This is a genomic window from Halobellus sp. GM3 (genome assembly GCF_052545375.1).
Map to the genome: position 1 here is coordinate 323,266 of NZ_JBQWLT010000003.1, position 22,023 is coordinate 345,288.

Annotated in this window: 22 protein-coding genes; 16 read left to right on the forward strand and 6 right to left on the reverse strand. The window is 65.4% G+C overall.

The features are described from left to right. Position 1 precedes the first annotated feature (1 nt). Positions 2–451, reverse strand: coding sequence for a DUF5796 family protein (locus ACT3HL_RS06975; protein WP_445086088.1), 450 nt, complete (start codon positions 449–451; stop codon positions 2–4). Between the two features lie 169 nt (positions 452–620). Here ACT3HL_RS06975 and ACT3HL_RS06980 point away from each other — a divergent pair, with 169 nt between their 5' ends. The 5 genes from ACT3HL_RS06980 to ACT3HL_RS07000 all read left to right on the forward strand — a co-directional run bounded on the left by ACT3HL_RS06980 (position 621) and on the right by ACT3HL_RS07000 (position 3,137). Beyond that, a complete protein-coding gene (locus tag ACT3HL_RS06980) occupies positions 621–1,109 on the forward strand; it encodes a MaoC/PaaZ C-terminal domain-containing protein (protein ID WP_445086089.1) in 489 nt (162 codons plus the stop codon). 99 nt (positions 1,110–1,208) lie between these two features. Further along, on the forward strand, positions 1,209–2,069 hold the full coding sequence (locus ACT3HL_RS06985; RefSeq protein WP_445086090.1) for a shikimate kinase: 861 nt from the start codon (positions 1,209–1,211) through the stop codon (positions 2,067–2,069). Continuing rightward, a complete protein-coding gene (locus tag ACT3HL_RS06990; RefSeq protein WP_445086091.1) occupies positions 2,066–2,368 on the forward strand; it encodes a chorismate mutase in 303 nt (100 codons plus the stop codon). Before ACT3HL_RS06985 ends, ACT3HL_RS06990 begins: the two co-directional genes overlap by 4 nt. Before the next feature lie 227 nt (positions 2,369–2,595). After that, positions 2,596–2,748, forward strand: a complete 153-nt coding sequence (locus tag ACT3HL_RS06995) for a hypothetical protein (RefSeq protein ID WP_445086092.1) — start codon at positions 2,596–2,598, stop codon at positions 2,746–2,748. After that, complete coding sequence (locus ACT3HL_RS07000) at positions 2,745–3,137, forward strand: PIN domain-containing protein (RefSeq protein ID WP_445086093.1); 393 nt, start codon at positions 2,745–2,747, stop codon at positions 3,135–3,137. Before ACT3HL_RS06995 ends, ACT3HL_RS07000 begins: the two co-directional genes overlap by 4 nt. Positions 3,138–3,275: 138 nt before the next feature. Here the strand turns inward: ACT3HL_RS07000 and ACT3HL_RS07005 are convergent, their stop codons facing one another. The 3 genes from ACT3HL_RS07005 to ACT3HL_RS07015 all read right to left on the reverse strand — a co-directional run bounded on the left by ACT3HL_RS07005 (position 3,276) and on the right by ACT3HL_RS07015 (position 4,756). After that, entirely contained in the window at positions 3,276–3,629 is a 354-nt protein-coding gene (locus tag ACT3HL_RS07005; RefSeq protein ID WP_445086094.1) for a type II toxin-antitoxin system PemK/MazF family toxin, read from the reverse strand. Positions 3,630–3,632: 3 nt separating this feature from the next. Continuing rightward, positions 3,633–3,899, reverse strand: coding sequence for an AbrB/MazE/SpoVT family DNA-binding domain-containing protein (locus tag ACT3HL_RS07010; protein WP_445086095.1), 267 nt, complete (start codon positions 3,897–3,899; stop codon positions 3,633–3,635). A gap of 320 nt (positions 3,900–4,219) precedes the next feature. Continuing rightward, complete coding sequence (locus ACT3HL_RS07015; RefSeq protein WP_445086096.1) at positions 4,220–4,756, reverse strand: DUF7344 domain-containing protein; 537 nt, start codon at positions 4,754–4,756, stop codon at positions 4,220–4,222. A 471-nt stretch (positions 4,757–5,227) separates the two neighbouring features. Between ACT3HL_RS07015 and ACT3HL_RS07020 the strand changes: the two genes are divergently transcribed. From ACT3HL_RS07020 to ACT3HL_RS07065, 10 genes are all read left to right on the forward strand, one after another. Further along, a complete protein-coding gene (locus ACT3HL_RS07020) occupies positions 5,228–6,520 on the forward strand; it encodes a SipW-dependent-type signal peptide-containing protein (protein WP_445086097.1) in 1,293 nt (430 codons plus the stop codon). Between the two features lie 131 nt (positions 6,521–6,651). After that, a complete protein-coding gene (locus ACT3HL_RS07025) occupies positions 6,652–8,139 on the forward strand; it encodes a VWA domain-containing protein (RefSeq protein WP_445086098.1) in 1,488 nt (495 codons plus the stop codon). A gap of 156 nt (positions 8,140–8,295) precedes the next feature. Then, a complete protein-coding gene (locus tag ACT3HL_RS07030) occupies positions 8,296–10,056 on the forward strand; it encodes a SipW-dependent-type signal peptide-containing protein (protein ID WP_445086099.1) in 1,761 nt (586 codons plus the stop codon). Between the two features lie 120 nt (positions 10,057–10,176). Continuing rightward, the gene (locus ACT3HL_RS07035; protein ID WP_445086100.1) at positions 10,177–11,004 is read left to right on the forward strand and encodes a SipW-dependent-type signal peptide-containing protein; all 828 of its coding nucleotides are present in this window, start codon (positions 10,177–10,179) and stop codon (positions 11,002–11,004) included. 126 nt (positions 11,005–11,130) lie between these two features. Continuing rightward, positions 11,131–12,777 carry a SipW-dependent-type signal peptide-containing protein gene (locus ACT3HL_RS07040; protein WP_445086101.1) on the forward strand — a complete coding sequence of 549 codons (1,647 nt, stop codon included), beginning with the start codon at positions 11,131–11,133 and terminating at the stop codon, positions 12,775–12,777. A gap of 33 nt (positions 12,778–12,810) precedes the next feature. Continuing rightward, entirely contained in the window at positions 12,811–13,578 is a 768-nt protein-coding gene (locus ACT3HL_RS07045) for a hypothetical protein (RefSeq protein WP_445086102.1), read from the forward strand. Positions 13,579–13,837: 259 nt separating this feature from the next. Next, complete coding sequence (locus tag ACT3HL_RS07050) at positions 13,838–15,025, forward strand: signal peptidase I (protein WP_445086103.1); 1,188 nt, start codon at positions 13,838–13,840, stop codon at positions 15,023–15,025. Beyond that, positions 15,018–16,055, forward strand: coding sequence for a hypothetical protein (locus ACT3HL_RS07055; RefSeq protein WP_445086104.1), 1,038 nt, complete (start codon positions 15,018–15,020; stop codon positions 16,053–16,055). Before ACT3HL_RS07050 ends, ACT3HL_RS07055 begins: the two co-directional genes overlap by 8 nt. Next, positions 16,052–17,215, forward strand: coding sequence for a hypothetical protein (locus ACT3HL_RS07060; RefSeq protein ID WP_445086105.1), 1,164 nt, complete (start codon positions 16,052–16,054; stop codon positions 17,213–17,215). Before ACT3HL_RS07055 ends, ACT3HL_RS07060 begins: the two co-directional genes overlap by 4 nt. Continuing rightward, positions 17,212–18,504, forward strand: a complete 1,293-nt coding sequence (locus tag ACT3HL_RS07065) for a hypothetical protein (RefSeq protein WP_445086106.1) — start codon at positions 17,212–17,214, stop codon at positions 18,502–18,504. Before ACT3HL_RS07060 ends, ACT3HL_RS07065 begins: the two co-directional genes overlap by 4 nt. Before the next feature lie 63 nt (positions 18,505–18,567). Here ACT3HL_RS07065 and ACT3HL_RS07070 read toward each other — a convergent pair whose 3' ends face one another. Beyond that, entirely contained in the window at positions 18,568–19,851 is a 1,284-nt protein-coding gene (locus ACT3HL_RS07070) for an HAD hydrolase family protein (RefSeq protein ID WP_445086107.1), read from the reverse strand. A gap of 133 nt (positions 19,852–19,984) precedes the next feature. On the opposite strand from ACT3HL_RS07070, the gene ACT3HL_RS07075 reads away from it, so the two are divergent. After that, positions 19,985–20,218: a DUF7385 family protein gene (locus tag ACT3HL_RS07075; protein ID WP_445086108.1), complete on the forward strand. Its 234-nt coding sequence runs from the start codon at positions 19,985–19,987 to the stop codon at positions 20,216–20,218. Positions 20,219–20,416: 198 nt separating this feature from the next. Here ACT3HL_RS07075 and ACT3HL_RS07080 read toward each other — a convergent pair whose 3' ends face one another. Further along, positions 20,417–21,931 carry an RtcB family protein gene (locus ACT3HL_RS07080; protein ID WP_445086109.1) on the reverse strand — a complete coding sequence of 505 codons (1,515 nt, stop codon included), beginning with the start codon at positions 21,929–21,931 and terminating at the stop codon, positions 20,417–20,419. Positions 21,932–22,023: the final 92 nt, after the last annotated feature.

The following is a 22,023-nucleotide window of genomic DNA, read 5'->3' on the forward strand; positions in this document are numbered from 1 at the left end:
CTCACTGCTCGTCCGCTTCGGGATCCCCGGACACGAACTCGTAGGACCGCTCGCTCCAGTCGTCCTCGACGAAGACGAACACGCGGCCGCGGGCCACCTCGGGGTCGGCCTCGATCTCGGTCCGCATCCCGCCGACGCGGCGGACGGTGACGCCCGGAAAGACCTCCTCCGTCTCGCCCTGTTCGAGGACGACCCGCCCGACGCCGGTCGACTCGAGGATGTCGTCGTGGGTCTTCAGGTCGTTCACGTACAGCATCACGCCCTCCGTCTCGGTGGGATCAGTCACCAAGACGTGGGTCTCCTTCTTCGGCGGCGTGGTGAGCGTGTCGGTGACGGCTTCGGGGACGCCCCGGTACAGCGTCGTCCGGCCGTCGGTGTACTCGACTTCGACCCCGTGATCGAGGAGTTCGACGCCGACGGTGCTCGGCGGGACGTCGTTGCGCGCGCTCATATCTCCGTGTTCGCGCGGGGCTCTCAAAAGCAACGCGATAGGACCTACAGGACGCGAGAGAACGCACTCGACCCGCGGGACGAACCGCTCGTCGCGCGGCACGAACCGAGACGCGTCGACCCGCGGCGCGAACGGAGCGGCTTTGGCGCGGGGGCGTCTGCGCGGACGTATGAGCGACCGCGACCCGACACCGTCGAATTCGGACGAACAGCTGGCCTACGAGGACCTCTCTGTCGGCGACCGCTTCGAATCCGATCGAACGGTCGAACTCACCCGCGACTCGATCGTCGAGTTCGGGCGAGAGTACGACCCTCAGCCGTTTCACGTCGGCGACGACGCGCCCGCGGCGTCCCCGTTCGACGGCCTCGTCGCGAGCGGCCTCCACAGCTTCGCCGCCTGCAACCGACTCGCGACCGAGGCGTTCTTCGGTCGCGTCGCGTTTCTCGGCGGCCGCGGCGTCGACGACCTCAGGTGGTATCGACCCGTCCGGCCGGGCGATGCGCTGTCTGCCGACGTCGAGGTCGTCGAGAAGCGCGTCTCCGCGTCCGACCCTCGACGCGGGTACGTCGACGTCGACGTCACGGGGCGGGCGCCGGCGGGCGATCGGGTCCTCGGCTGGCGCGTCTTGGGGATGATCCAGCGACGGGATCCGGAGTGACCGCTCGGCCCTGCAATGGGGCCCAGAGCGACCGAACAGCGACAGACGCCACCGACCGTCGATCGCTACACCTTTCACGTCGGTCGATAGCGTACGAGTATGTACGGCCGCGCTGTCGCACTGGGGGCGGGGACGGTGCTGAACGCCCTCGCGACGGAGACCGGCTCGGCGTTCGCGATCGACGCCGAGACGACCGCCACCGTCGAACTCGACGACTCCGAGGGCGTGACCGGGTCGGTCGCCGAGGACGCCGACGCCGACACCCGACTGATCGAGCGCTGCGTCGAACTCGCGATCGAGACGTACGGCGACGACGCCGCCGTGACGGGCGGCACCGTTCGGACCGAGAGTGACGTCCCGATGGCGGCCGGCCTGAAGAGTTCGAGCGCCGCCGCCAACGCTGCCGTGCTCGCTGCCGCCGACGCCCTCGGGGCGGACCCGGACCCGCTCGAGGCGTGCCGGCTCGGCGTGCGGGCCGCCCGCGAGGTCGGCGTCACCGTCACCGGCGCGTTCGACGACGCCTCGGCGTCGATGCTCGGCGGCGTCACCGTCACCGACAACGACGCGGACGAGCTCCTCGCCCACGGCGACGTCTCGTGGGACGTTCTCGTCTGGACGCCCGCCGAGCGCGCCTACAGCGCCGACGCGGACGTCGAGCGCTGTGGGAACGTCGCGCCGATGGCCGAACTGGTCGCCGACCTCGCGCTCGACGGCCGCTACGCCGAGGCGATGACGGTCAACGGCCTGGCGTTCTCCGCGGCGCTCGGGTTCTCCGCCGACCCGGCCGTCGAGGCGATGCCGCACGTCGCGGGCGTCTCGCTCTCGGGGACCGGCCCGAGCGTCGTCGCGGTCGACGGTCCTGGCGGCGAGGGTCTCGACCGCGTCCAAGAGTTGTGGAGCGAGCGGAGCGGGCGGACGTGGCGGACGACGACGCGGAACGACGGAGCACGAATACTATGACGCGAGAATACGATTCCGACGCCGAGGAAGAGCCCTCGCTGGAGGAACTCCGCGAGGAGATCGAAGACATCGATCGCGAGATCGTCGACCTGATCGCGCGACGGACCTACGTCGCCGACTCGATCGCGCAGGTGAAAGACGAACGCGGCCTGCCGACGACGGACGAGGGCCAAGAAGAACGCGTGATGGAGCGCGCCGGTCGAAACGCCGAGCACTTCGATCTGGACTCGAACATCGTCAAGGCCGTGTTTCGGCTGCTCATCGAGTTGAACAAGGCCGAGCAGCGGGAGAGTCGGTAGCCTATAGAACGGCTGGTATGAGAGTTCTAGCCGCGTATTAGGGGATTAGTTTGTCGGTTCTCGACGTTGCCTTGCGAATTTTGGATTCGATTAGCAGTCGGAAGATTTGATCACGTCTTTGACCCCTGAACAGGTGACACGCCCGGTGGGTCGCTCCCTACCGAACGAGCGATCTCATCTCCCGTACTGTCCGAAGGGATTTACGTCAGTCAGTCGTATTCGGATTTATGGGAAGCTATGCGACTCCGCCGGACTGGGCAGACTCTGGCGACGAGGCCGACAGCACGGCGGCAAAACTTGGAGACGTACTCTCGGGACGGCTGGCGGACGTTGATATCGACTCCGTCGAAGTGGTTCGAGACGTGCGCGAGCGCCGATGAAAGTCCTGGTTGATACGAACGTCTTCATCGCCAGTTTGACCGAAGAACCCGCCCGAGGAGACGTTGCGACCGAGTTTCTGAATCAGGATCACGACTTCTGTACGTCCATCCTGAATCTTATGGAAATTCGATCGGTGATGACGAAAAAGAAGCGAGTCGAACAGGATAGGGTCGAGGACGTACTCTCCGACATTTACACGCAGGTCGATATTTACGCACCAGAAATCAGCGACCAGATTTCCGCGTACAGTCTTCAACAGGATACACTGTTGTACACACTCGATTGCGTCCTCCTCTCTCTGGCCGATGACCTCGACGCCACGCTGGCCACGTTTGATGGTGAGCTACTCGATAACGGAGCCGTCGAACCAAGCGACCTTATCGCGTAGAATTGCGGCTGCTGGTTCACGAGAACGGTGACGAGTGTGCATGCTCGCCAAGCTTGGCACGATTGATCGGTAGTTCGATTCTCCACTCCGTATGGTGGATTTTAGCGAGTTGAACAAGGCCGAGCAGCGGGAGAGTCGTTAGAGTTCTTTCAGACCGAGGCTGTATTCGAGCGCCGCGTCGACTTCCTCCATACGGGTATCCGGGATGGGGCCGATATTGTCGGTGATGCGGTGCTCGATTGAAACCGTCCGAATCTGGCTACAGAGCACGACCGAATCCTCTCGAAGCGGCGACTCCGCGGCCGAGACGAGCACCTCGAACGGATACAGCTTGTCCCCCTGCGACGTCGTGAAGGGAACGACGATCGTCGTCGGAGCGTTCTCGTTCCCAACGTCGTTTTGGACAACTAGACACGGGCGGGTTCCTCGCTGTTCGGAGCCCTCTGTCGGGTCAAGCTCTACGATAACGATGTCACCGTGGCGAACGGCCATCAACTACCACTCAGGGGAATCGCCGAGGTACTCGTCGGCTTCGCGAGACACGCCAGCCATCTCCGCTGAGAGCGCTTTGGCCTCCGCCGCACGTCGCCGGTACCCCTCGGCGAGTTCCTCTCGACTTGCGGGTTTCTCGATGGTGATTTTTCCGTCTTCTTCGTGAACAAGCACTTCGTCACCACCGTGGATGTTCAGTTTCTCTCGCAGTTCTTTCGGAAGGGTGACCTGCCCCCGTTCACCGACTTTTCGCTCTTGACTCTCACTCACACATATTCATATCATATTCATATTCATATCTCTTTCGGCCCGGGCGCGGAGGTGAGATAGGAGGGATCTCAACCGATACTGGGTGAGTTTCGATTCGGTCGGATACTATAGTAGCGTTTTCAACTGATTGCACATCCGACCGTACGCCGTCGTGCAATCGAGTGTGTAAAGACTTGCAAACGCTACTATAGATTTCAGCTACCTGAACAGTGCCGAACAGAGGGGTTTCATCGTTTGATGGTGTATTCTATAGCAGCGTTTGCGCGCTACTCGCTGTCGTTGCTTGCGCCGCCGATCCGTCTGTGAGAACCGTGATTCGTTCACGACAGCTGCGTGAGGTACAGCCAGCGCCGGGACCAGAGCTGATACAGCGTGGACCCCGCGATCAGCGCGAGAAACGCGCTGGCGAAGATGAGTGGATCCACCGCTGCGACCCCCGGAACGCCCGTCAGCGACAGGACGATCAAAAACAGCGAGACCGTCCCGAGCGCGCGGTAGTACGTCGCCCACGGAACCCCGTACTTCGTCACGACCTCCATGTACACGTCGACCTCCCGGGCGGACTTGCGGAGTTCGATCGTCTTTCTGTCGCGGTCGTAGTCGACGACGCCGGCGTCGTCGAGTTTCGGGAGGTGATTCTGGTGCAGCGAGATGTACACGCTGTCGCGGATGTTTCGCGGCGGCGGCGACTCGCCGGTCTCGCGCGCCGCGATCTCCTCGGCGAGATCTCGGAGCATCACCTCGCGGCCCTGCTCTTGCAGGCACTTGATCGTCTGGCGTCGCCGGTCGTTCCTGAGGAGATCGTGGATGTCCGTCTCGGATAGCTTCCGTCCCCCTCCAGTTGATCGATAGCTCATTGGTGGCCTCGCGACCTTCTGTCAATGAGATAACCTCATAGTAATTGAGTCGGTTAACGCCGGAGCAATTGTCTGAATTAAACGTTAAGCGAATCGCTATCATCTGGTAACAACAGTTCTCCGTCGAAAGCTCACCCATCTCGAGGGCCGAGAGCGCTAGGCGGTTCCTACCGCGGTCGCGTTCGGGTAGTCAGCGGGACCGACGCGCCACGGGACGTCCCGGCCTCAGTCGCCGACTCGGCCGTAATCCGTTTTGTGAGCGGGTAATCGGCGATTAATCCCCTGATCCGGCCGTTAGCGCCGCAAACTCCCGGTTAGAACGTCGAAACTCGCGATTAGCTATGGGGCTCTCCCCGGTGGGGTTTGAGTGAGGAAACACCCACGCAGGGCTCGGATGCCGCCGCGACGGCGGCTCCGCTGCGGCGGTTCGACTCCGTCGGTGGGCGTCCCCCGGACGGGGGAGAGAAACCCATGACAGAACGGTTTGAAATCTCACGGCGGAAGGCATTGGCTGGTCTCGGAACCATCGGCGTTGCGTCCGCGGGCGCCGGGCTCGGGACGAGCGCGCTGTTCAGCGACGAGGAATCGTTCGAGAACAACGTGGTCACGGCGGGAGAACTGGATCTCCTCGTCGATTACTACTCCTACTGGGACCAGGGATCAGCCGGTGACGGAAGCGTCTCCGGAACCGCCGACGGCGAGGCAGTCACAGCCACACTCGGCGACGTGAAACCGGGCGACAACGGGATAATCGCGTTCTGCCCGCGCATCCAGACGAACCCCGCGTACCTGTGGCTGTGCGGCGAACTGACGTCTTCGCAAGAAAATGGCTACACAGAACCCGAGCCAGAGGACAATAACGGCGAAGGTGAGCTCGAAGAGAACATCCACGTCGACGTCAACTACTGTAACGTCGGGGAAATCGGTGACACGTTCGGCCCCGAGGACGTCACGACGGAGGCGACCGCGTGGTCGGGATCACTCGCCGAACTTCTCGCGATGATCCAAGCTGGGATTCCGCTCGATGGGGGTGCGATCGTCCCCGAGGGTGGTAGCTTCCCGATGCCGGGCGAGCAGGCCGAATTCGACCCGGACGGAAACTACTGTCTCTGTCTCGATTGGAAGGTGCCAAAGACGGTCGGAAACGAGATTCAGGGAGACAGCCTCCAGTTCGATATCCAGTTCTACGCCGAGCAGGCCCGGCACAACAACGGTACCGATAATCCGTGCAGCGAAACGTTCCGGATTGAACGCGCGTTTAGCGGTATCGATTCCCAGAACTGCGACTTTAGTAACCCGATCGCCCTCCCGTACGGTGACCTCGGTAGCGAGCAGGTGATGAACGTCGCCCTACTCGGTGATCCAGTTATCATCGAGATCGATCTGGCTAAAGAACTCGTCGGAGGGCAGTATCCCGACAACTTCGGACTAGCTTTCGACACCGACGACGACGATGTCGGAGACTTCCAAGTCATATACACTGCAGGTACTGGCTTCGAATTCGAAGAACCAGTCGCCTCTGGAAGCTCCAGCTCACTCCCGAGCGATATCAGTGGTTCTGCGAACGGAAACGGTCAGTACACTATCGAGATCGCTCGAAGCCGTCTGGGGAGCAACTTCTCGATTGGTGGAAAGGCAGGGTACGCCAGCGAAACACCGCCGAGCGGTTCCGGCAACGTCGTTGTCAACCTGACTCCGGAATTCTGCTTTGGTCCGGATGGGTTCGACGACGCGAGCACCTACGCGGATGTGACACTCGAATAGCACAGCAGTCATATAATCTGACCCACGCAGGCGCCCGCCCCGCGCGGCGGCGGTTCGATTCCGCCGGTGGGCCTCCCCTATGTGGGGGCAACGACCGCGGCGAAGACGGTCACAAACGCGAGGAAACAACGATGACAGAACCCGAATTCGATCTGACGCGGCGCAAAGTGCTCGGCTCCATCGGAGCCATCGGCGCGGCTTCGGCCGGTGCCGGCCTCGGCACGAGCGCGCTGTTCAGCGACACGGAATCGTTCGAAGACAACACGCTCACGGCCGGAGAGCTCGATTTAAAGCTCGACTACAAGGCGACGTACGCGGGCGGTCCCGGTCGGCTCAGCGAGGTGGATAGCTGGTACAGCGAGAGCGGCCCCGGAGAGCCGTTTACCGTCGAGGAAATCGAGGACGGAACGTACCTCATCGGAGAGGTTCCGAGCCCCGGAGAAAACGAGGACTGGCCCAGTGTGGTTCAAGAGCAGGACTTCTGTGCTCCTGAGGCGGGACTCATAAACGGCGACGAGATCCCGGTGTTCACGCTGGACGACGTCAAGCCCGGCGACTCCGGCGAGGTCACCGTCAGCCTCCACATCTGTGACAACCCCGCGTGGATGTATATGAACGGGGAGCTGACGGCCAACGACGAGAACGGGCAATCCGAACCAGAAGCCGAGGTCGACGGTTCCGGCGGTGACCCCGGTGAGGGCGCTGGCGAACTCGCCGACGCGATCGAGACGACGCTGTGGTACGACGAGAACTGCAACAACGTCCTCGACGGCGGCGACGACGAAACCAGCTCGGACGCGTCGTGTGTCCAGCTCGTACTCGACACCTCCGGTTCGATCGGCGGTGACATCGGTACGGTCCAAGACTCGGCGAACGGCTTGGCAAACGACATTCTGGGCGCCAACGACGACAACGAGGTCGGGGCGACGCTGTTCTCCAGCAGCGCCGACGTCGTAAACAGCGTGGCTGTTGATTGGGAAGACCTCACTGGCCTCAGTTCCAGTGGCAGTACCGGGATGGCCGACGGGATCAGTGATGCCGGGGACGACCTCGACAACTGTACAGACGGCCACAATCGGATTATGGTCATCTTCACCGACGGAGTGCCAGACAGCGAGTCGGACGCGCTGGACGCCGCGGATAATCTCGACGACGATATCGAACTCTACGCGATCGGTGTCGCCGGGGCTGACGAGGAGTTCTTGAACAACCTCACCGGGAACTCGGACAACGTCTTCGTCGTCACCGGCGACACGAGCGCCGAGGACGCGATCGAGCAGGTCTTCTCGCAGGTGGGCCAGACGATCACCGGCGGCGAGGAGATCATTTTGGAAGGCACGCTCGCCGAAGCGATGGACGCCCTCGAAGACGGAATCGCCCTCGACGGCAACCGCTCGACCGAAGAGCGCGAGCCATTCGCGGGTGCCATGACCCACTGCCTCGGCTTCGAGTGGGAGGTCCCCGAGGACGTCGGCAACGAGATCCAGACCGATTCGGTCGGATTCGACCTCGGGTTCTACGCGCTCCAGAGTCGCAACAACGAGAATCCGCCAGCGGAGCCGTTCAACGGCACCTACCAGGACGATAACGGCCTCCCGTCCAACGGGGTGGCGGACTGAACCCGACCACGCAGTCGGTCGGCTCTCCGGACGCTCCGGGTTCCGAACGGTGACTTCGACCCACACGGTGTACGGCGGTTCGACTCCGCCGGTGGGTTTTCCCCCAGAGGGGGCAGCGACCGCGGCGAAGACAGACACGAACGCGAGGACACGACGATGACAGAACACGAATTCGACCTCACGCGGCGCAAAGTGCTCGGCTCCATCGGCGCCATCGGCGCGGCTTCGGCCGGAGCCGGCCTCGGCACGAGCGCGCTGTTCAGCGACACGGAATCGTTCGAGAACAACACCATCACAGCCGGCGAACTCGACCTGAAGGTCGACTGGGAAGAGCACTACTACGACGGCTCCAGCGGGGATCAGTACGTCAGCTACAGCGACCCCGGCGAAGGCACCGTCGGCTTCCCCGATCCGGACGACCCGCAGGTCTGGATCGCGGAGGAGGATATCCCGGCGTTTATGCGGGACACGTCTATCGAGGCGTTCCCGGACCCCAACAACGACGGAGTCCAAGAGGTGAACACGGAGAGCTTCGAGTATGCTCCCTGTGAGGACGGTGCTGACCTCCCGAAGCATCTCGATCCGAAGGCCGACGGAGCGCTCCGAACGGATGACGACGACACCTGGGACGACGAAGAGGGGTATAAACCACTCGTCAGCCTCGACGACGTCAAGCCCGGCGACTTCGGCGAACTCACGCTGAGCTTTCACCTCTGCGACAATCCCGGATACGTCTGGCTGCAGGCGGCGAACGTCGCCGAGTCCGGCGGACCGAATCCCGAACCGGAACAGGTGGCGGAGGGCGACGACGACAACGACGCCGATCTCGCCGAGAACATCGAGACCGTCTGGTGGTACGACTCCCGCGGCGACAACGTCCTGCAGACCGACTGCGAGGAGAAACTGTACCTGACCGACAGCGGGACCAACCCGACGACGCTGTACGAGGTCACCCTGACCAAGGGATCGGCCGAGCTGACCGAACTCCTAGGTCCGGGCGACTACGGCGGCGATGGAAACTTCGATCAGACCGACGCGATCGCCGCCACGCCGAACGGCGACCAGATCCTGTTCTACGACAAGGAGTCCGGACACCTCGGGACGTACGACATCGATGGCGACTCGTTTACCGACGAGGGAGAGATCTCGGGAGATCCCGGCGGCATCGTCCTCGCCGGCTACTCGCCCTCGGGGACGCTGTGGGCGGCGAGCCAGGATACCAACGAACTCTACACCGTTGATCCGTCCGGACCGTCGGCCACCTCACAGGGCGACACCGGAATCGACCTCTCCGGCGCGGACCTCGTGTTCTCGTCCGACGGAACGATGTACATCTGGACGGCGAACACCGACGCGGACGGGCTCTACAAGGTCGACGATCCGAGTAGCGACCCCACGGCGGTCCCAGTTGATTCCAGCAACATCGGCGAGAAGGACGAGCGAATAACCGGCCTCGCCATTCGCGACGCCGGCACCGGCGATCTCGTCGGATCCGATCGGGATAACGACGAAATCGTCGTCATCGACCGGACGGACGGCAGCATCTCCGATCGATACCCGATGACGCTGGGCGGTGAGGACTACAGCTACGACTTCGGCGATATGACGTCCGGAGCGTTCTGCGGCGAGGTGTTCCGACGGGGGACGCTCGCTGATGATCTGGAGACGCTCGCCGCCGGAAACGGCGTTCCCCTAGACGGCAACCGCGCCAGCCCGTTCGACGAACTTGACGACGATCCGGACAGTGACGACCGCGAGTGCTTCCCGCCGAGCGTCAATCACTTCGTCGGCTTCGCTTGGTGGCTCCCACGGGACGTCGGCAACGAGGTCCAAGGCGATACGGTGAGCTTCGACCTCGGTTTCTACGCGGAACAGTGCCGCCACAACGACGGATCCCGACAGGAGCAACCGACCTGATCGGCCTCGGTCCCCGGAGGCGCTCGACCTCCACCTCTCGCTCACGCCGGTGCGACGCGGCGACGCGTCGAGCGGTTCGAATCCGCTCGTGAGTGTCCCCCGGTGAAGGGGGCGATGCACATGACTGACGAACGACTCACACTGACGAAACGAAAGCTGCTCGCGGGCGTCGGCAGCGTCGGCTTCGCGTCCGTGGGCGCTGGGCTCGGGACGACCGCACTGTTCAGCGACACCGAATCCTTCGAGGACAACAGCCTGACCGCGGGCGCGCTGAACATGCGCGTCACCGTCGACAACATCGCGCATAGCACGACTATCGTGCGGGACAACACCACCGTCACGCCGGCGGACACGGCCGACGGCGACGCGGTGACGGTCGCCGTGGACGATATGAAACCCGGCGACTGGCTCATCCTCGAGTGGAACCCCGAGATAATCGCGAACCCGGGTTACGTCCGAGTCACGTCCGTGGACGAGGACTACAGCAACGACGAGGGTGCGACCCCCGAACCCGAAGGGGCTACCGCTTCTCCGGGAGATCTGGGGGACGCGGTTTTGTCGACAATCTGGCAGTCCTACGATGATCTCAGCGGCGGCAGCAGCCCGCAGGATCTCGAAGGCCTCGACCAGACGACAGACCGCAACGATTCCGGACTCGGGAGCTACGAGGAACCGACGAATCTGAACGGCGAGACGCCCGGTGGGGCCCACTACACGACGATGAACGAGGCCCACGACGTCTACAAAACGGGGGTGTTGCTCCGGGATCCGTCGACTGGGGATCCGCTCGAAGTCGGATCGAACTCCGACGCCGCGTGGTTCTACCAGTTGCTGGAGCTCCCGCTCGGCGTCGGCAACGACGTCCAGGGCGATTCGGTGACGTTCACGCTCCGATTCGACGCCCAGCAGGTCCGCCACAACGACGATCCGTTCAACAACAGCGCGTAGCGATGCCAGCAGTCACCCACACGGGCGTTCGTCGCCTGACTCGCGTCCCGCGTCCGGGATTCGACGCCGAGGCGACGCGGCGGTTCGACTCCGCCGGTGGGTCGTTCCCCCGCGAGGGGACCACCTATGACCGACGAAAAAGAGATCTATCGGCTCTCACGCCGGAACGTACTGGCTGGTATCGGCGGGATCGGCGTCGCCTCCGCGGGCGCCGGGCTCGGAACGAGCGCGTACTTCAGCGACACGGAATCGTTCGAGAACAACACCCTCACGGCCGGCACGCTCGATCTAAAAATCGACTGGCAGGAGCACTACTACGACGGCTCTAGCGGGGCCGAGCACGTCAGCTACAGCGACCCGGGCGAGGGGTACGTCGGGTTCCCCGATCCCGAAAACCCGCAGGTCTGGATCGAGGACAGCGAAGTGGGCGTCGGCGACTTTATGGACGCGACGGCCATCGAGGCGTACCCCGACCCAAACAACGACCGCCTTCAAGACGCCTTCGCCGCGAACCGCGACCAAGAGACCGAGCAGGGCGTCGGCTACATCTGCGAGGACGGCGCCGATATGGACGCAGACCTCGATCCGACCGGCGACGGACTGCGGACGGAGAACGACGATACGTGGGACGGCGACACCGGGGAGGCGAAGCCGCTCGTCAGCCTCGACGACGTCAAGCCCGGCGACTTCGGCGAACTCACGCTGAGCTATCACCTCTGCGACAACCCCGGATACGTCTGGCTGACCGGCGCCTTCCGATCCAACGCCGAAAACGGACTCACGGAGCCCGAAGCGGAGTCAGACGCCGAGAACGGGACGGTCGAGAGTCCGGGCACCGACGGCGAACTCCTCAACGCGATTCAGACCCGCGTTTGGTACGACGACGGCGACAACGTCGCGGAAGTCGGCGGCGACGACGCCGGCTATCTGACCCCGGAGCTCTCGCTGGGCGAACTCCTCCTATTCCTCGAGGGCGGCGACGGCGTGCAGCTCTGTCCCGGGGGCGGAGACGGACCGGTCATCGAGCCGCCGTCCGGCGAATGCGACGAGACGAGATCGGACTACGACAGCCTGCACGTGTCCGACGAGACGGTCACGGTGGACACCCCGCTGACCGACGGCCCGGTAGAGCACACGATCTCCGACAATCCGCGATGTACCGACTTCGGACTGATTCAGGGCGTCAAGACCGACGAGGCCCCCGAAGGTACGCTTCCGGAGACCGGCGAGACGACCTACAGCACCCCCTACGGCGATATCACGGTGACGACTGCGCTCGTCGACGGCAGCCAGACAATCACCGAGTGGTCGATCGAGAGCCGAGAGGGACAGCCGGAATTCTGCGTCGCGAAGGTCATCGTGAAAGGCGGCGGCGGCTCCGGCGGGTCCGCCGGAGCGAACGTCTATAGTTTCGACAATGACAACAACAGCGGCGGCCCGAGCAGCGACCCGACTGACCCCTATAACGACTTCACGGACGACGAGACGCCCGGCGCGTTGGAGTATGGGGCCCCGGAGGGAGACGGACTACAAACTCCAACTGGCCAAGACATCAGCCACGTCGGCTTCTGCCTCGCCGCCTCGACCGATGGCGGCGGAGACAACGGAAACGGCGTTGACTGCTGCTTCGAGCCGTCGACGGACCACTACATCGGACTCGCGTGGTGGCTCCCGCGAGACGTCGGCAACGAGGTCCAGGGAGACAGCGTCGCCTTCGACCTCGGCTTCTACACTGAACAGTGCCGGCACAACGACCCGTCCACTGAGGCGTGAGGACGCCTCGCCCCTCTCTTAAGGTACCGACGTATGCGAACTCCCTCACGTCGACAGGTGCTCTCCGGGCTCTCCGGCGCCGTCCTGCTGGCGGTCGGTGCGGGATCGGTGCGTCGAGCGGCCGCACTGGCGACCGTCGAACTGGATCAGTCGACGCAGATTGACACCGAGAGCGCTCTCCCGCCCGTCGCACTCGACTGGCGCGAGACCGTCAACGGCGAGGTCCGCGAGGATACGGACCTGACAGCCGCCTCTGATGGCAACACCGGCGACGTCGGGGTTATCGTCGACGAAGCCGTTCTCCCCGGGGACACGGGTGCGGTGACGCTGCGGGCGGCGATTCCGGACGAGGCCGATCTCAACGGCGGCGAGAGAGACTCGCAGTCCGCCGAGCTGTTGCTACGCTATTCGCTCACCGAGACCGCCGAGAACGGGCTCACCGAGCCCGAACGAAAGGCGGGCGACGATACGCCCGACCGGGGGGAGCTTCAGGACGTCGCGACCGTCGACATCTGGCGGGACATGGGGCTCGGGACCGGGAACGGCGCGGTCGAATCGGTCCCACTCGTCTCAGGCGGCGACGAGATGATCGCGTCTGGAACGCTCGCCGCGGTCGGGGAGAGCCCCGCGTTCGAGGACGGCTATCGGCTCACCCGGAACGGCGAGACGTGTCTCTCCCCGGGCGACGCCGTGTACGTGTCGTTTCGGTGGTCGATCCCGACCGACGTCGGGAACGTCATCCAGGGCGACTCGGTCCAGTTCGCCATCGGGGTCGAACCGCGGAGGTGCGACGGGCGATGAGCGCGATCGCACGGGACGCCGATCGTCGCTGCGCCTGCGACTCACCGAAACCGGCGTTTAACGCGCTATTAGCGGGGGAGACGGCACAGGCTTCCATCATCCCGATATTCGCCAGAGTCGGTTATCCGCCGATTACGAGCGAGGCGATCCCTGATAACCGGTCGATAGCTAAGACAACAAACACGTATCTTCGCCCTGTGAACGGGGAACATCGCATCCGCCGGGGGCGCAACGGTACGTCAAAGCGGGGTGTCGCTCGATGACGCTGCGCGATCGCGACGCGCTCCGCACGGCGGCAAACATCGTCGGAGTACTGCTCCTGATCGGCGTCGTCGCGCCGTTCGTCGTCTACGGCGCGCCGCAGGTCGTCGGCGCGGACCACGGCTTCGTCGTCCTCTCGGGGAGTATGGAGCCCGAGATGAGTCCCGGCGACGCCGTCATCGTCCGCGACGCCTCGCCCGATTCGATCACGCGGGGCGACGTCATCACCTTCGGAACCGACGGCGAGACGCCGACGACCCACCGCGTTATCGAGGTCGTCGAGCGCGACGGAAGCGCCGCGTACGTGACGAAGGGCGACGCCAACGAGGACCCCGACGCCGGGACCGTCCCGCACGAGCGGGTCATCGGCGAGGTGATACTCGTCATCCCGGTGATCGGATACGTCGTCCAGTTCGTCAACACGCCTGTCGGATTCGCCGCGGTCGTCGTGGTTCCGATGGGCCTGTTCGTCATCTCTGAGTTGTGGTCGCTCGTTCGGTCCGTCGAGGGCGACGGCGGTTCGTCCCGCGGCGGCGGCGGCGGGGACACGCACATCGCCGACGGGGGCGCGAGCGCCGCGGACGAGAGGTCCCACGCCCACGGAATTGGTGAACCGACGAGCCACGCCCACGGAATCCGTGAAGGAACTGTCGAGCACACCGCCGCCAGCCCTGCCACCGGCGGGGAGACGTCCACCGGGAGCGACACGGGGTCATCGCTCACGCTGACGCGGTCGAGCCTCCAGCTGCTCTCGTTCGTCTTCGGCGTGTACGTTCCCTACAGTGCGTACGTCGCGTACACGACCGTCGAGGCGTGGTCGATCACGGTGGCCGTGGCCACGGGTATCGGGTTCCTGTTCTGTGTCGGGCTGTACGTCGGGAGCGGTCGAACGCTCGACGGCGGAACCGAAGGCGAACGCGACGCACCGGCGGTCGGTTCCGAGGTCGAACGCGACGCACCGGAAGTCGGTTCTGCCACCCCCTCGTCCGCGGACGTCCAAGCGGTCGAGGCGGGCGATCCGGCCGCCGACGGCGGCACGGACGCGGCGGACGCGTCCGCGCCGAGCCCGTCGGGAGACGCTCGCTCCGAGACGGGGACCGACGCCGGCTCGACCACTCTGACGCGTACCCCTGGCTCCGATTTGGATCGAAACGACGACCCGACCGGAGGCGGTTCCGATGCCTGAGAGATCGACCCCGGCGAGCGGCCTGTCGCGGCGGCGCGTCCTCTACGGCATCGCGACGGCGGGTGCCGCGGCCGCGTCCGGCAGCGGCGTCGCGGCGGTGCTCACAGACGCCGAGCGAACGGAAGCGACGCTCGCGGCGGGATCGCTCGACCTCGACGTCGACGTGCTCTCGCCGACCAGCTGGAAGAACGACGCGTACACCGGGTCTGTCGGGCTACACTCGACGCAGACCGCGGAGTTCGAGTTGTCGGTCGACGACAACCCGGCGTACGTCTGGCTCGTGTCGGACTGCCCGGCGTGCGAGGCGATCGAGGAGAAACTACGGATCACCGTCGAACTGCGCGGTGACGGCTCGGGGGCGACGGAGCTGTTCTCCGACGGAACGCTCCGTTCCTTCCGCGAGCGGTACGGTTCGGGCGGTCTGCTCTCCGAGACCGCGCTTCCGACCGGCGGGGAGACGTGGACCGTCTCGTTCACGTGGTCGCTGTCGGATCCCGTTCCGAACAGCGCCGACGTCGACTTCGGCTTCCGGTTCTACGCGGTGCAGGAACGCCACCTCGCTGATCCCCAGTCGTTCGATCTGAACCTCGATCGAGAGGCCTGCGGTGACTGTGAGGACGACAACGGCGGCGACGAGCAGCCCTGCGGAAAGGAGATCAGCTACGTCGCCTTCTGCAGCGACGAAACGCTCGACAGCGACGACGTCTCCTTCGAGCGGCAGGCCTGCGGTGACGGCGGCGACTTGGCGACACTCGAGATCACGGCGATTCCGGACCACGTGAACGCGGTCCTGCTCAAATACGGGCGGAATCTCGACGTCTTCACCTACGACGCCGAGGACGCGTCGCCGGGGTTCAGCGTCACCACCGGCGGGGCGAACTCCGACCTCGATCTGGCCGCGACCTACGAGCAAACGGGCGGAAGTGAGTTCCCCGGAAGCGGCCCACCGACGCGATCGAACAGCGATCCGTGCCCCGGCGAGTACGGATACAAACACGAGTTCGACGGAGGGGAGGGAGAGGGACAATGACTGGCGAACCGACTGACGGCGGAGACGAAAGCGCGACGAAAGCCCCCCGGCTGCCGTTCGACGGCGAGCGGATACTCGCGCTCGCGCTCGTGTTCGTCGTCGTCGCCTCCCTGACCGGCGGCGCGACCACCGCGCTGTTATCCGACCGCGAAGCCGTCGCCGTCGATCTGACAGTCGATAACGCGGCGAACGGAGAGGTCTCGAAAGTCGGCGTGGAGCCGGTGGAATCCTGCGATCCCGTCCCCGAGAGCGCCGATACGGACACGATGCAGCTCGCAGAGCGCTTCGATGTCGAGGGGGACGGCTGCGCTCGGATCTCCGTCTGGATCGCCGCGTCGTGGTTCGATCGCATCGGCGCGGACGCCGACAACGTGATGATCGGTCACAACGACGACGGCTGGGCGTTCCTCGGGACCGACGTCGAGGAGCCGATCGACGGCTGGTACGTGCTGACGGCGACGACCAACGGATTCAGCCCGTTCGGCCTGTTCGTTCCGAACGAGTCGGGGGCGACGAACGCGCAGTCGACAGAGCAGTTCGACGGCGGACCCGCCGAGAACCCGGACGCGAAAGGCAACGGAACTGTCGGTGCCGGCACAAACGGCCCGAGCGGCGGGAACGAGAGCGCACAGAACGCGGGCGTTCACAACGAGAGCGCACAGAACGAAACCGACCGCGCCAACGAAACCACCCCGACCGGTGGGCAGCCCGAAGGCGGCGGCGCCGCGGAGGCGGGGCAGAACGAGACGGCGGCGAAGCCGGACCTAGGGCCGGGAGCATCGAACGAGTCGCGGACCGACCCCGGACCGGGTGGTTCCGAGACGGCGAACGGAACGGACACCGGCGGGTCGGACTCGGCTCCGGACTCGGATACCGACTCGAACGCTGATTCGGAGTCGGCCGGGAATTCGACCTCGGAACCCGGAGAATCAGGCGACGACGAGTCGGCACCGGAGCCGTCTGAATCGGGTTCGGAATCCGACGGAGAGAGTGAAACGGACACCGAGACCGGAACGTCCACGCCGACCACTACGACCACGCCGACCACAACGTCCACGCCGACATCGTCGGAGACGGCGACACCATCGGGTACAGAGACCGACACGCGGACCGACACCGAGGAAGCGACATCGACCGACACGCCGGAGGACGACCAATGAGTGCCGTCGGCGTACCGGTACAGATCAGCCGGACGCAGCTGCTGGCGATCGTGGTCACGATCGCGGTCGGCGGCGTCGCCGCCGGGCTCCTGACGAACGCGCCGATCGCGGCTGATGGCCAGCCGTCTCCGATCGGCTCCACCGCCGAATCCGTCCCGGGGGCCACACTGGAGATCACGGCCGCCGATCCGGCGAACGTCCGAAACGAGGCCGGCGACGCGGGCGAGGTGTCGGGGACTCTCGACGGGACGCTCGCGGTCGAACGACCGGTCGATCGGGTTGCGTTCGTCGTGTGGGGCCGCCTCCCCAACGGCACGTGGTCGGTCCTCGAGCGCGACTCCGTCGAGTCGGTCCCGCCGGGGACGATCAGCGTCGGCGACGCCGTCGGCGGGCCGGGAACGACGTATCTCGGGGCCGAGCTATCGGACGGCTTCGACGTCGACGTCCCGGGGTCAACGGCGCGTCGCGAGGGGTTCGTCTCCGTCACCGCGCGGCTCTACGTCGACGGCGAGCGAGTGGCGACTGTCACCGATACCGACGGCTACGCGTTCCTCGTCGATCGTCCCGCCGAACGGACGACCGTCGCCGGCGACGGCGGGGTGGCCTCCGGGGCATCTGCCACCGACGTCGAGACGGGTGACGACACCGGATGGGGCATCGCCGGCGCATCGACTGCCGGATCGGCCGGTTCGACTGCCGGACCCGACGAATCGTCCGACGGTGACACCAGTCCGCAGAACGGGGCCGACGGCTCGCTGGACGGCCCCGGTGAGGACGACGCACGGTCCGAAACCGACACCGGTGGCGATGAGGATGCCCAAGCGGACCGAACGACCGCGCTGTTCGGTACTGGGAACGCGGTTCCGGGCAGCAGCGATTCGAGTTCCGCTCGCCTCGCCAACCCCGCTGACGACGCGGTGACGGCCCAATTCGCCGTCGGCGCGCCGCTCGATCGGGAAAACGGCCTGACCGAACCGGAATCGGACGTCGACGACACGCCCGACGTCGGCGAACTGTCCGACAACCTCGACGTTCGGATCACGCTCGAACGCGAGGACGGCGAGCGGGTGGCGCTCGTCGGCGGCGACGGAGCGTACGTCCCGCTCGCAGACGCCGCCGGATCGACCCGTTCGGTCGACCTCGACCCCGACGAGGCCGTCACGGTGATCGTCGAGTGGCGGATCGACGGAGACGTCGGTAACGAGATCCAGTCCGACAGCACGACGCTCTCGGTGCACGCCACGTTCGAGTCGTCGAGTGAGCTGTCGCTGTCCGCCGTGCTCCGCTGATCGCGCGTCTCGCCGCGGTGGTCGCCGAGCTCTGTCCGTTTTTCGTCTCTGTCGTTCGGCCGCCTACCACTCGCCGAGGCGGTTGAGCACCGACACGACCCGCAGTACCGATCCCGCGTCGCCGGGCTCGTACACCAGCTCGTCCGTCGATCGGACGTGCGAGAGCACCGACTCCGAGGCGTGTCTCGGCGCGGCGGCGATACCGGCGTCCGCCGACTCGGCCCACGTCATCACGCGGAGGTCCGACTTGCTGTCGCCCATCACCAACACGAAGGGGTTCTCGATCCCCAGCACGTCCAGCGCCTCGCGGACGCCCGTGGGTTTATCGAGGTCCAGCGATCCGATCTCCGCGGCGTCCGCGTGGTAGTAGCCCACGTCGATCCGGTCGAAGAGCGTGCGGACGGCCTCGGGAGCCGACGCGGCCGCCCGGGTCGGCACCGCGCCCGCCGTTTTGAGGACGGCCTCGATCTCCGGATCGGCGGCGGCGTAGTACGCCCGCGCCCACTCGGCGGACGGTTGGGGGTCCCCGGAGTCGTCGCCCCGCGCCTCGATTCCGACGTCACCGACTCCCTCCACCGTCTCGGCGACCGCCCGACCGAGCAGGTCGATGAGGTAGACCAGCCCCTCGTCGATGACTGCCTCGGCGTCCTCGCTTCCGACGTCGAAGTTCGGCTTCAGCGTCACGTTGAACTCGTTGCCCTGCAAGTGGACCGATCGCCGGAGCTCCTCGGGCGCAGCGGTGAGCACGCGGGAGCGAACCAGCGAGAACACCTCCCGAACGTCCTCGTCGAGTGAGTCGTACAGCAACCGCTTGGTGTCCGAGCCGTGACCGGGCGTGAACACGCCGGTCCCGGCCTCGTAGACGATGCTGAACGACCCCGAGTGGACCAGTTCGGTGCCGAGCCCCTGAATCATGAATCCCTTGACGTTCTCGAGCGTCTGCCCCGTACAGATGACGATCGGGACGCCCGCCTCGTGCAGTTCCGTCAGGAGGTGCAGCGTCTCCCGCGGGATTTCGTTGTCGGTCCGCCCCGCCGACCGGAGCGTCTCGTCGACGTCGAGCACGAGCGCGTTCACCGATTCCCGGTACTTCGTGTGGAGGTCGAGCGCGGTGAACGTCTGCTCGCGCGTGGCCCGAGCGGCGATCTCTGCGACCGCGTCTCCCGCGTCGAAATCCGCCGCGATGTCGCGTTTGCGTGCGGCGAGTTCGTCGCTCGCGTCCTGCCAGTATTCGAGCGCCACGCGGGAGTCGACCGGCGGGAACAGGTCGACGAAGTTCTGCAGATCGCGGAGCGTGTCCGTCTCGTACTCCTCGTAGAGGCGATACAGGAGATCGTACCGATCCATACGTAGTGGCCGTCCCCCGCCGGTAAAAACACACCTTCTGGTTGCTCGCTGCAACCGATTTCGAGCTTCGACGACGCGCGTTCCGGGCCGGACGGACGCCAGATTCTTCTCGGCGGACGGCGCATTCTCTCCGATGGCCGACCGATTCGACCAACACGCCGTCCGCCACCGGATGAAGCTACTCCGCGACGGCGGCGACGTCACGCTCTATGAGAACCGCGACGGCGTTCCGTGTCCCGCCTGCGGCGATCCCTTCGCCCGGGTTCTCCTCACCGAGCGTCACAGCCACTCCTTCGGCCTCGCTGACGCCGAACGGCTCTGTGTTACCCGAGATAACGACCGACTCGTTGTCTGTACGCACGGGTAGCGGGGTTGCGGCCGACATCGACGCTCCGAGACTTCTTACCCGATGCCGGGGCCAGCGAGCGTGTGACCTGAACGTCGACCGCGACGGTCACGGCGGGTGCGCGGCGCGCCGTCGCGGTCAAGCCGTATGCGCCGCCTGTACGCCCCCCTCGCAGATCTGTCCCCGACAGCGACGCCGCTCTCCTCGTCAGCGACGCCGCTACCCCTTGATGTTGCAGACGGGGAACGTTCGAGCGACCTTGTCGCCGATCCCGAGTTCGTCTGAGACGCGAACGACCTCGTCGACGTCCTTGTAGACGCCGGGCGCCTCCTCGGCGACGGTCGCCCCCGACTGCGCTTTGACGTAGATCTTCTGTTGGTCGCGGAGCTCGTCTCTGACGGTCTCGCCCCAGTACTCCTGTTTCGCCTGCGTTCGGCTCATCGTGCGCCCCGCCCCGTGCGCCGTCGAGCCGAACGAAACCTCGAGGGAGTGCTCGCCACCGCGGAGGACGTACGATCCCGCGCCCATACTGCCCGGGATGATGATCGGCTGCCCGACGTTGCGGTACGCCGACGGCAGCTCCGGTCGCCCCGCGGGAAACGCGCGCGTCGCGCCTTTGCGGTGGACGTAGAGCTCACGCTCCGTGCGGTCGACGGCCTCGTCGGGAGCGACGGGGCGGTCGCTCTCGTCGACGGGAACTTCGTGGACTTCCTTCTTGCCGATGTTGTGGGCGACGTCGTAGAGCAGTTCCATCTCCATCGCCTCCCAGTCGCGGTCGAACACGCGCTCGAAGACGCGACGGGTCCGGTGCATTATCAGCTGTCGGTTCACCCACGCGAAGTTGATCGCGGCGCACATCGCGCCGTAGTACGCCTGGGCGAGCTCCGATCCGGCCGGAGCGGCCGCCAGCTCCTTATCCGGGAGCTCCGCCAGCAGGTCCCCGTGTCCCTGCTCGATCTTCCGGAGGTAATCCGAGCATACCTGATGGCCCAGCCCGCGGGAGCCGCAGTGGATGAGCACGACGATCTGATCGGGTTCGAGGCCGAACTCGGCGGCGACGTCCGGTCGGTAGATGTCGGTCACGCGCTGGACTTCGAGGAAGTGGTTGCCCGACCCGAGGCTCCCGATCTGGTTCTTCCCGCGGTCTTTGGCCTTCTGTGAGACCGCGTCGGGATCGGCGTCCGGGCGCGTCCCCTCGTCCTCGCAGTGAGCGAGGTCGCCCTCGACGGCGTACCCGTGTTCGAGCGCCCAGTCGACGCCTCTGTCGAGTATCTCCTCGATCGTCTCCCGACCGGATTCGACGATGCCGCCGCCGCCGAGCCCGGAGGGAATATTCGCAAAGAGGGCGTCGACGAGTTCCTCCTCGTGGCCGCGGAGGTCCTCGTACGTCAGGTTCGTCCGCATCATCCTGACGCCGCAGTTGATGTCGTAGCCGATCGCTCCCGGGGAGATACAGCCGGTCTCGACGTCCGTCGCTCCGACGCCGCCGACCGGGAAGCCGTATCCCTGATGACCGTCGGGCATACAGACCGCGTGGTCGGCGATTCCCGGGAGGTGCGTCGCGTTCCGGAGCTGCTGGAGCGTCTTGTCCCCGCTGATCTGTTCGAGGAGCGACTCGCTCGCGAGTACCCGAGCGGGAACGCGCATCTCTCCCTCGCGTGGGATCTCCCAGACGTGCTCGCGGACGCGTTCGAGGCGAATCCCACCGAACTCACGGACGTCGTTATCGGTCATACGCGAACCATCGGCGGCCGGAGACGAAAGCGTTCGCTTCGACGTCGACGCATCCGGTCCGCTCGCGCGCCCCCTCGATTACGGAAGTGCGA

Bases quoted from the DNA above. Each gene is read 5' to 3' on its own strand.
- ACT3HL_RS06975 (WP_445086088.1), bottom strand. From the start codon at position 451: ATGAGCGCGCGCAACGACGTCCCGCCGAGCACCGTCGGCGTCGAACTC.
- ACT3HL_RS06980 (WP_445086089.1), top strand. From the start codon at position 621: ATGAGCGACCGCGACCCGACACCGTCGAATTCGGACGAACAGCTGGCC.
- ACT3HL_RS06985 (WP_445086090.1), top strand. From the start codon at position 1,209: ATGTACGGCCGCGCTGTCGCACTGGGGGCGGGGACGGTGCTGAACGCC.
- ACT3HL_RS06990 (WP_445086091.1), top strand. From the start codon at position 2,066: ATGACGCGAGAATACGATTCCGACGCCGAGGAAGAGCCCTCGCTGGAG.
- ACT3HL_RS06995 (WP_445086092.1), top strand. From the start codon at position 2,596: ATGGGAAGCTATGCGACTCCGCCGGACTGGGCAGACTCTGGCGACGAG.
- ACT3HL_RS07000 (WP_445086093.1), top strand. From the start codon at position 2,745: ATGAAAGTCCTGGTTGATACGAACGTCTTCATCGCCAGTTTGACCGAA.
- ACT3HL_RS07005 (WP_445086094.1), bottom strand. From the start codon at position 3,629: ATGGCCGTTCGCCACGGTGACATCGTTATCGTAGAGCTTGACCCGACA.
- ACT3HL_RS07015 (WP_445086096.1), bottom strand. From the start codon at position 4,756: ATGAGCTATCGATCAACTGGAGGGGGACGGAAGCTATCCGAGACGGAC.
- ACT3HL_RS07020 (WP_445086097.1), top strand. From the start codon at position 5,228: ATGACAGAACGGTTTGAAATCTCACGGCGGAAGGCATTGGCTGGTCTC.
- ACT3HL_RS07025 (WP_445086098.1), top strand. From the start codon at position 6,652: ATGACAGAACCCGAATTCGATCTGACGCGGCGCAAAGTGCTCGGCTCC.
- ACT3HL_RS07030 (WP_445086099.1), top strand. From the start codon at position 8,296: ATGACAGAACACGAATTCGACCTCACGCGGCGCAAAGTGCTCGGCTCC.
- ACT3HL_RS07035 (WP_445086100.1), top strand. From the start codon at position 10,177: ATGACTGACGAACGACTCACACTGACGAAACGAAAGCTGCTCGCGGGC.
- ACT3HL_RS07040 (WP_445086101.1), top strand. From the start codon at position 11,131: ATGACCGACGAAAAAGAGATCTATCGGCTCTCACGCCGGAACGTACTG.
- ACT3HL_RS07045 (WP_445086102.1), top strand. From the start codon at position 12,811: ATGCGAACTCCCTCACGTCGACAGGTGCTCTCCGGGCTCTCCGGCGCC.
- ACT3HL_RS07050 (WP_445086103.1), top strand. From the start codon at position 13,838: ATGACGCTGCGCGATCGCGACGCGCTCCGCACGGCGGCAAACATCGTC.
- ACT3HL_RS07055 (WP_445086104.1), top strand. From the start codon at position 15,018: ATGCCTGAGAGATCGACCCCGGCGAGCGGCCTGTCGCGGCGGCGCGTC.
- ACT3HL_RS07060 (WP_445086105.1), top strand. From the start codon at position 16,052: ATGACTGGCGAACCGACTGACGGCGGAGACGAAAGCGCGACGAAAGCC.
- ACT3HL_RS07065 (WP_445086106.1), top strand. From the start codon at position 17,212: ATGAGTGCCGTCGGCGTACCGGTACAGATCAGCCGGACGCAGCTGCTG.
- ACT3HL_RS07070 (WP_445086107.1), bottom strand. From the start codon at position 19,851: ATGGATCGGTACGATCTCCTGTATCGCCTCTACGAGGAGTACGAGACG.
- ACT3HL_RS07075 (WP_445086108.1), top strand. From the start codon at position 19,985: ATGGCCGACCGATTCGACCAACACGCCGTCCGCCACCGGATGAAGCTA.
- ACT3HL_RS07080 (WP_445086109.1), bottom strand. From the start codon at position 21,931: ATGACCGATAACGACGTCCGTGAGTTCGGTGGGATTCGCCTCGAACGC.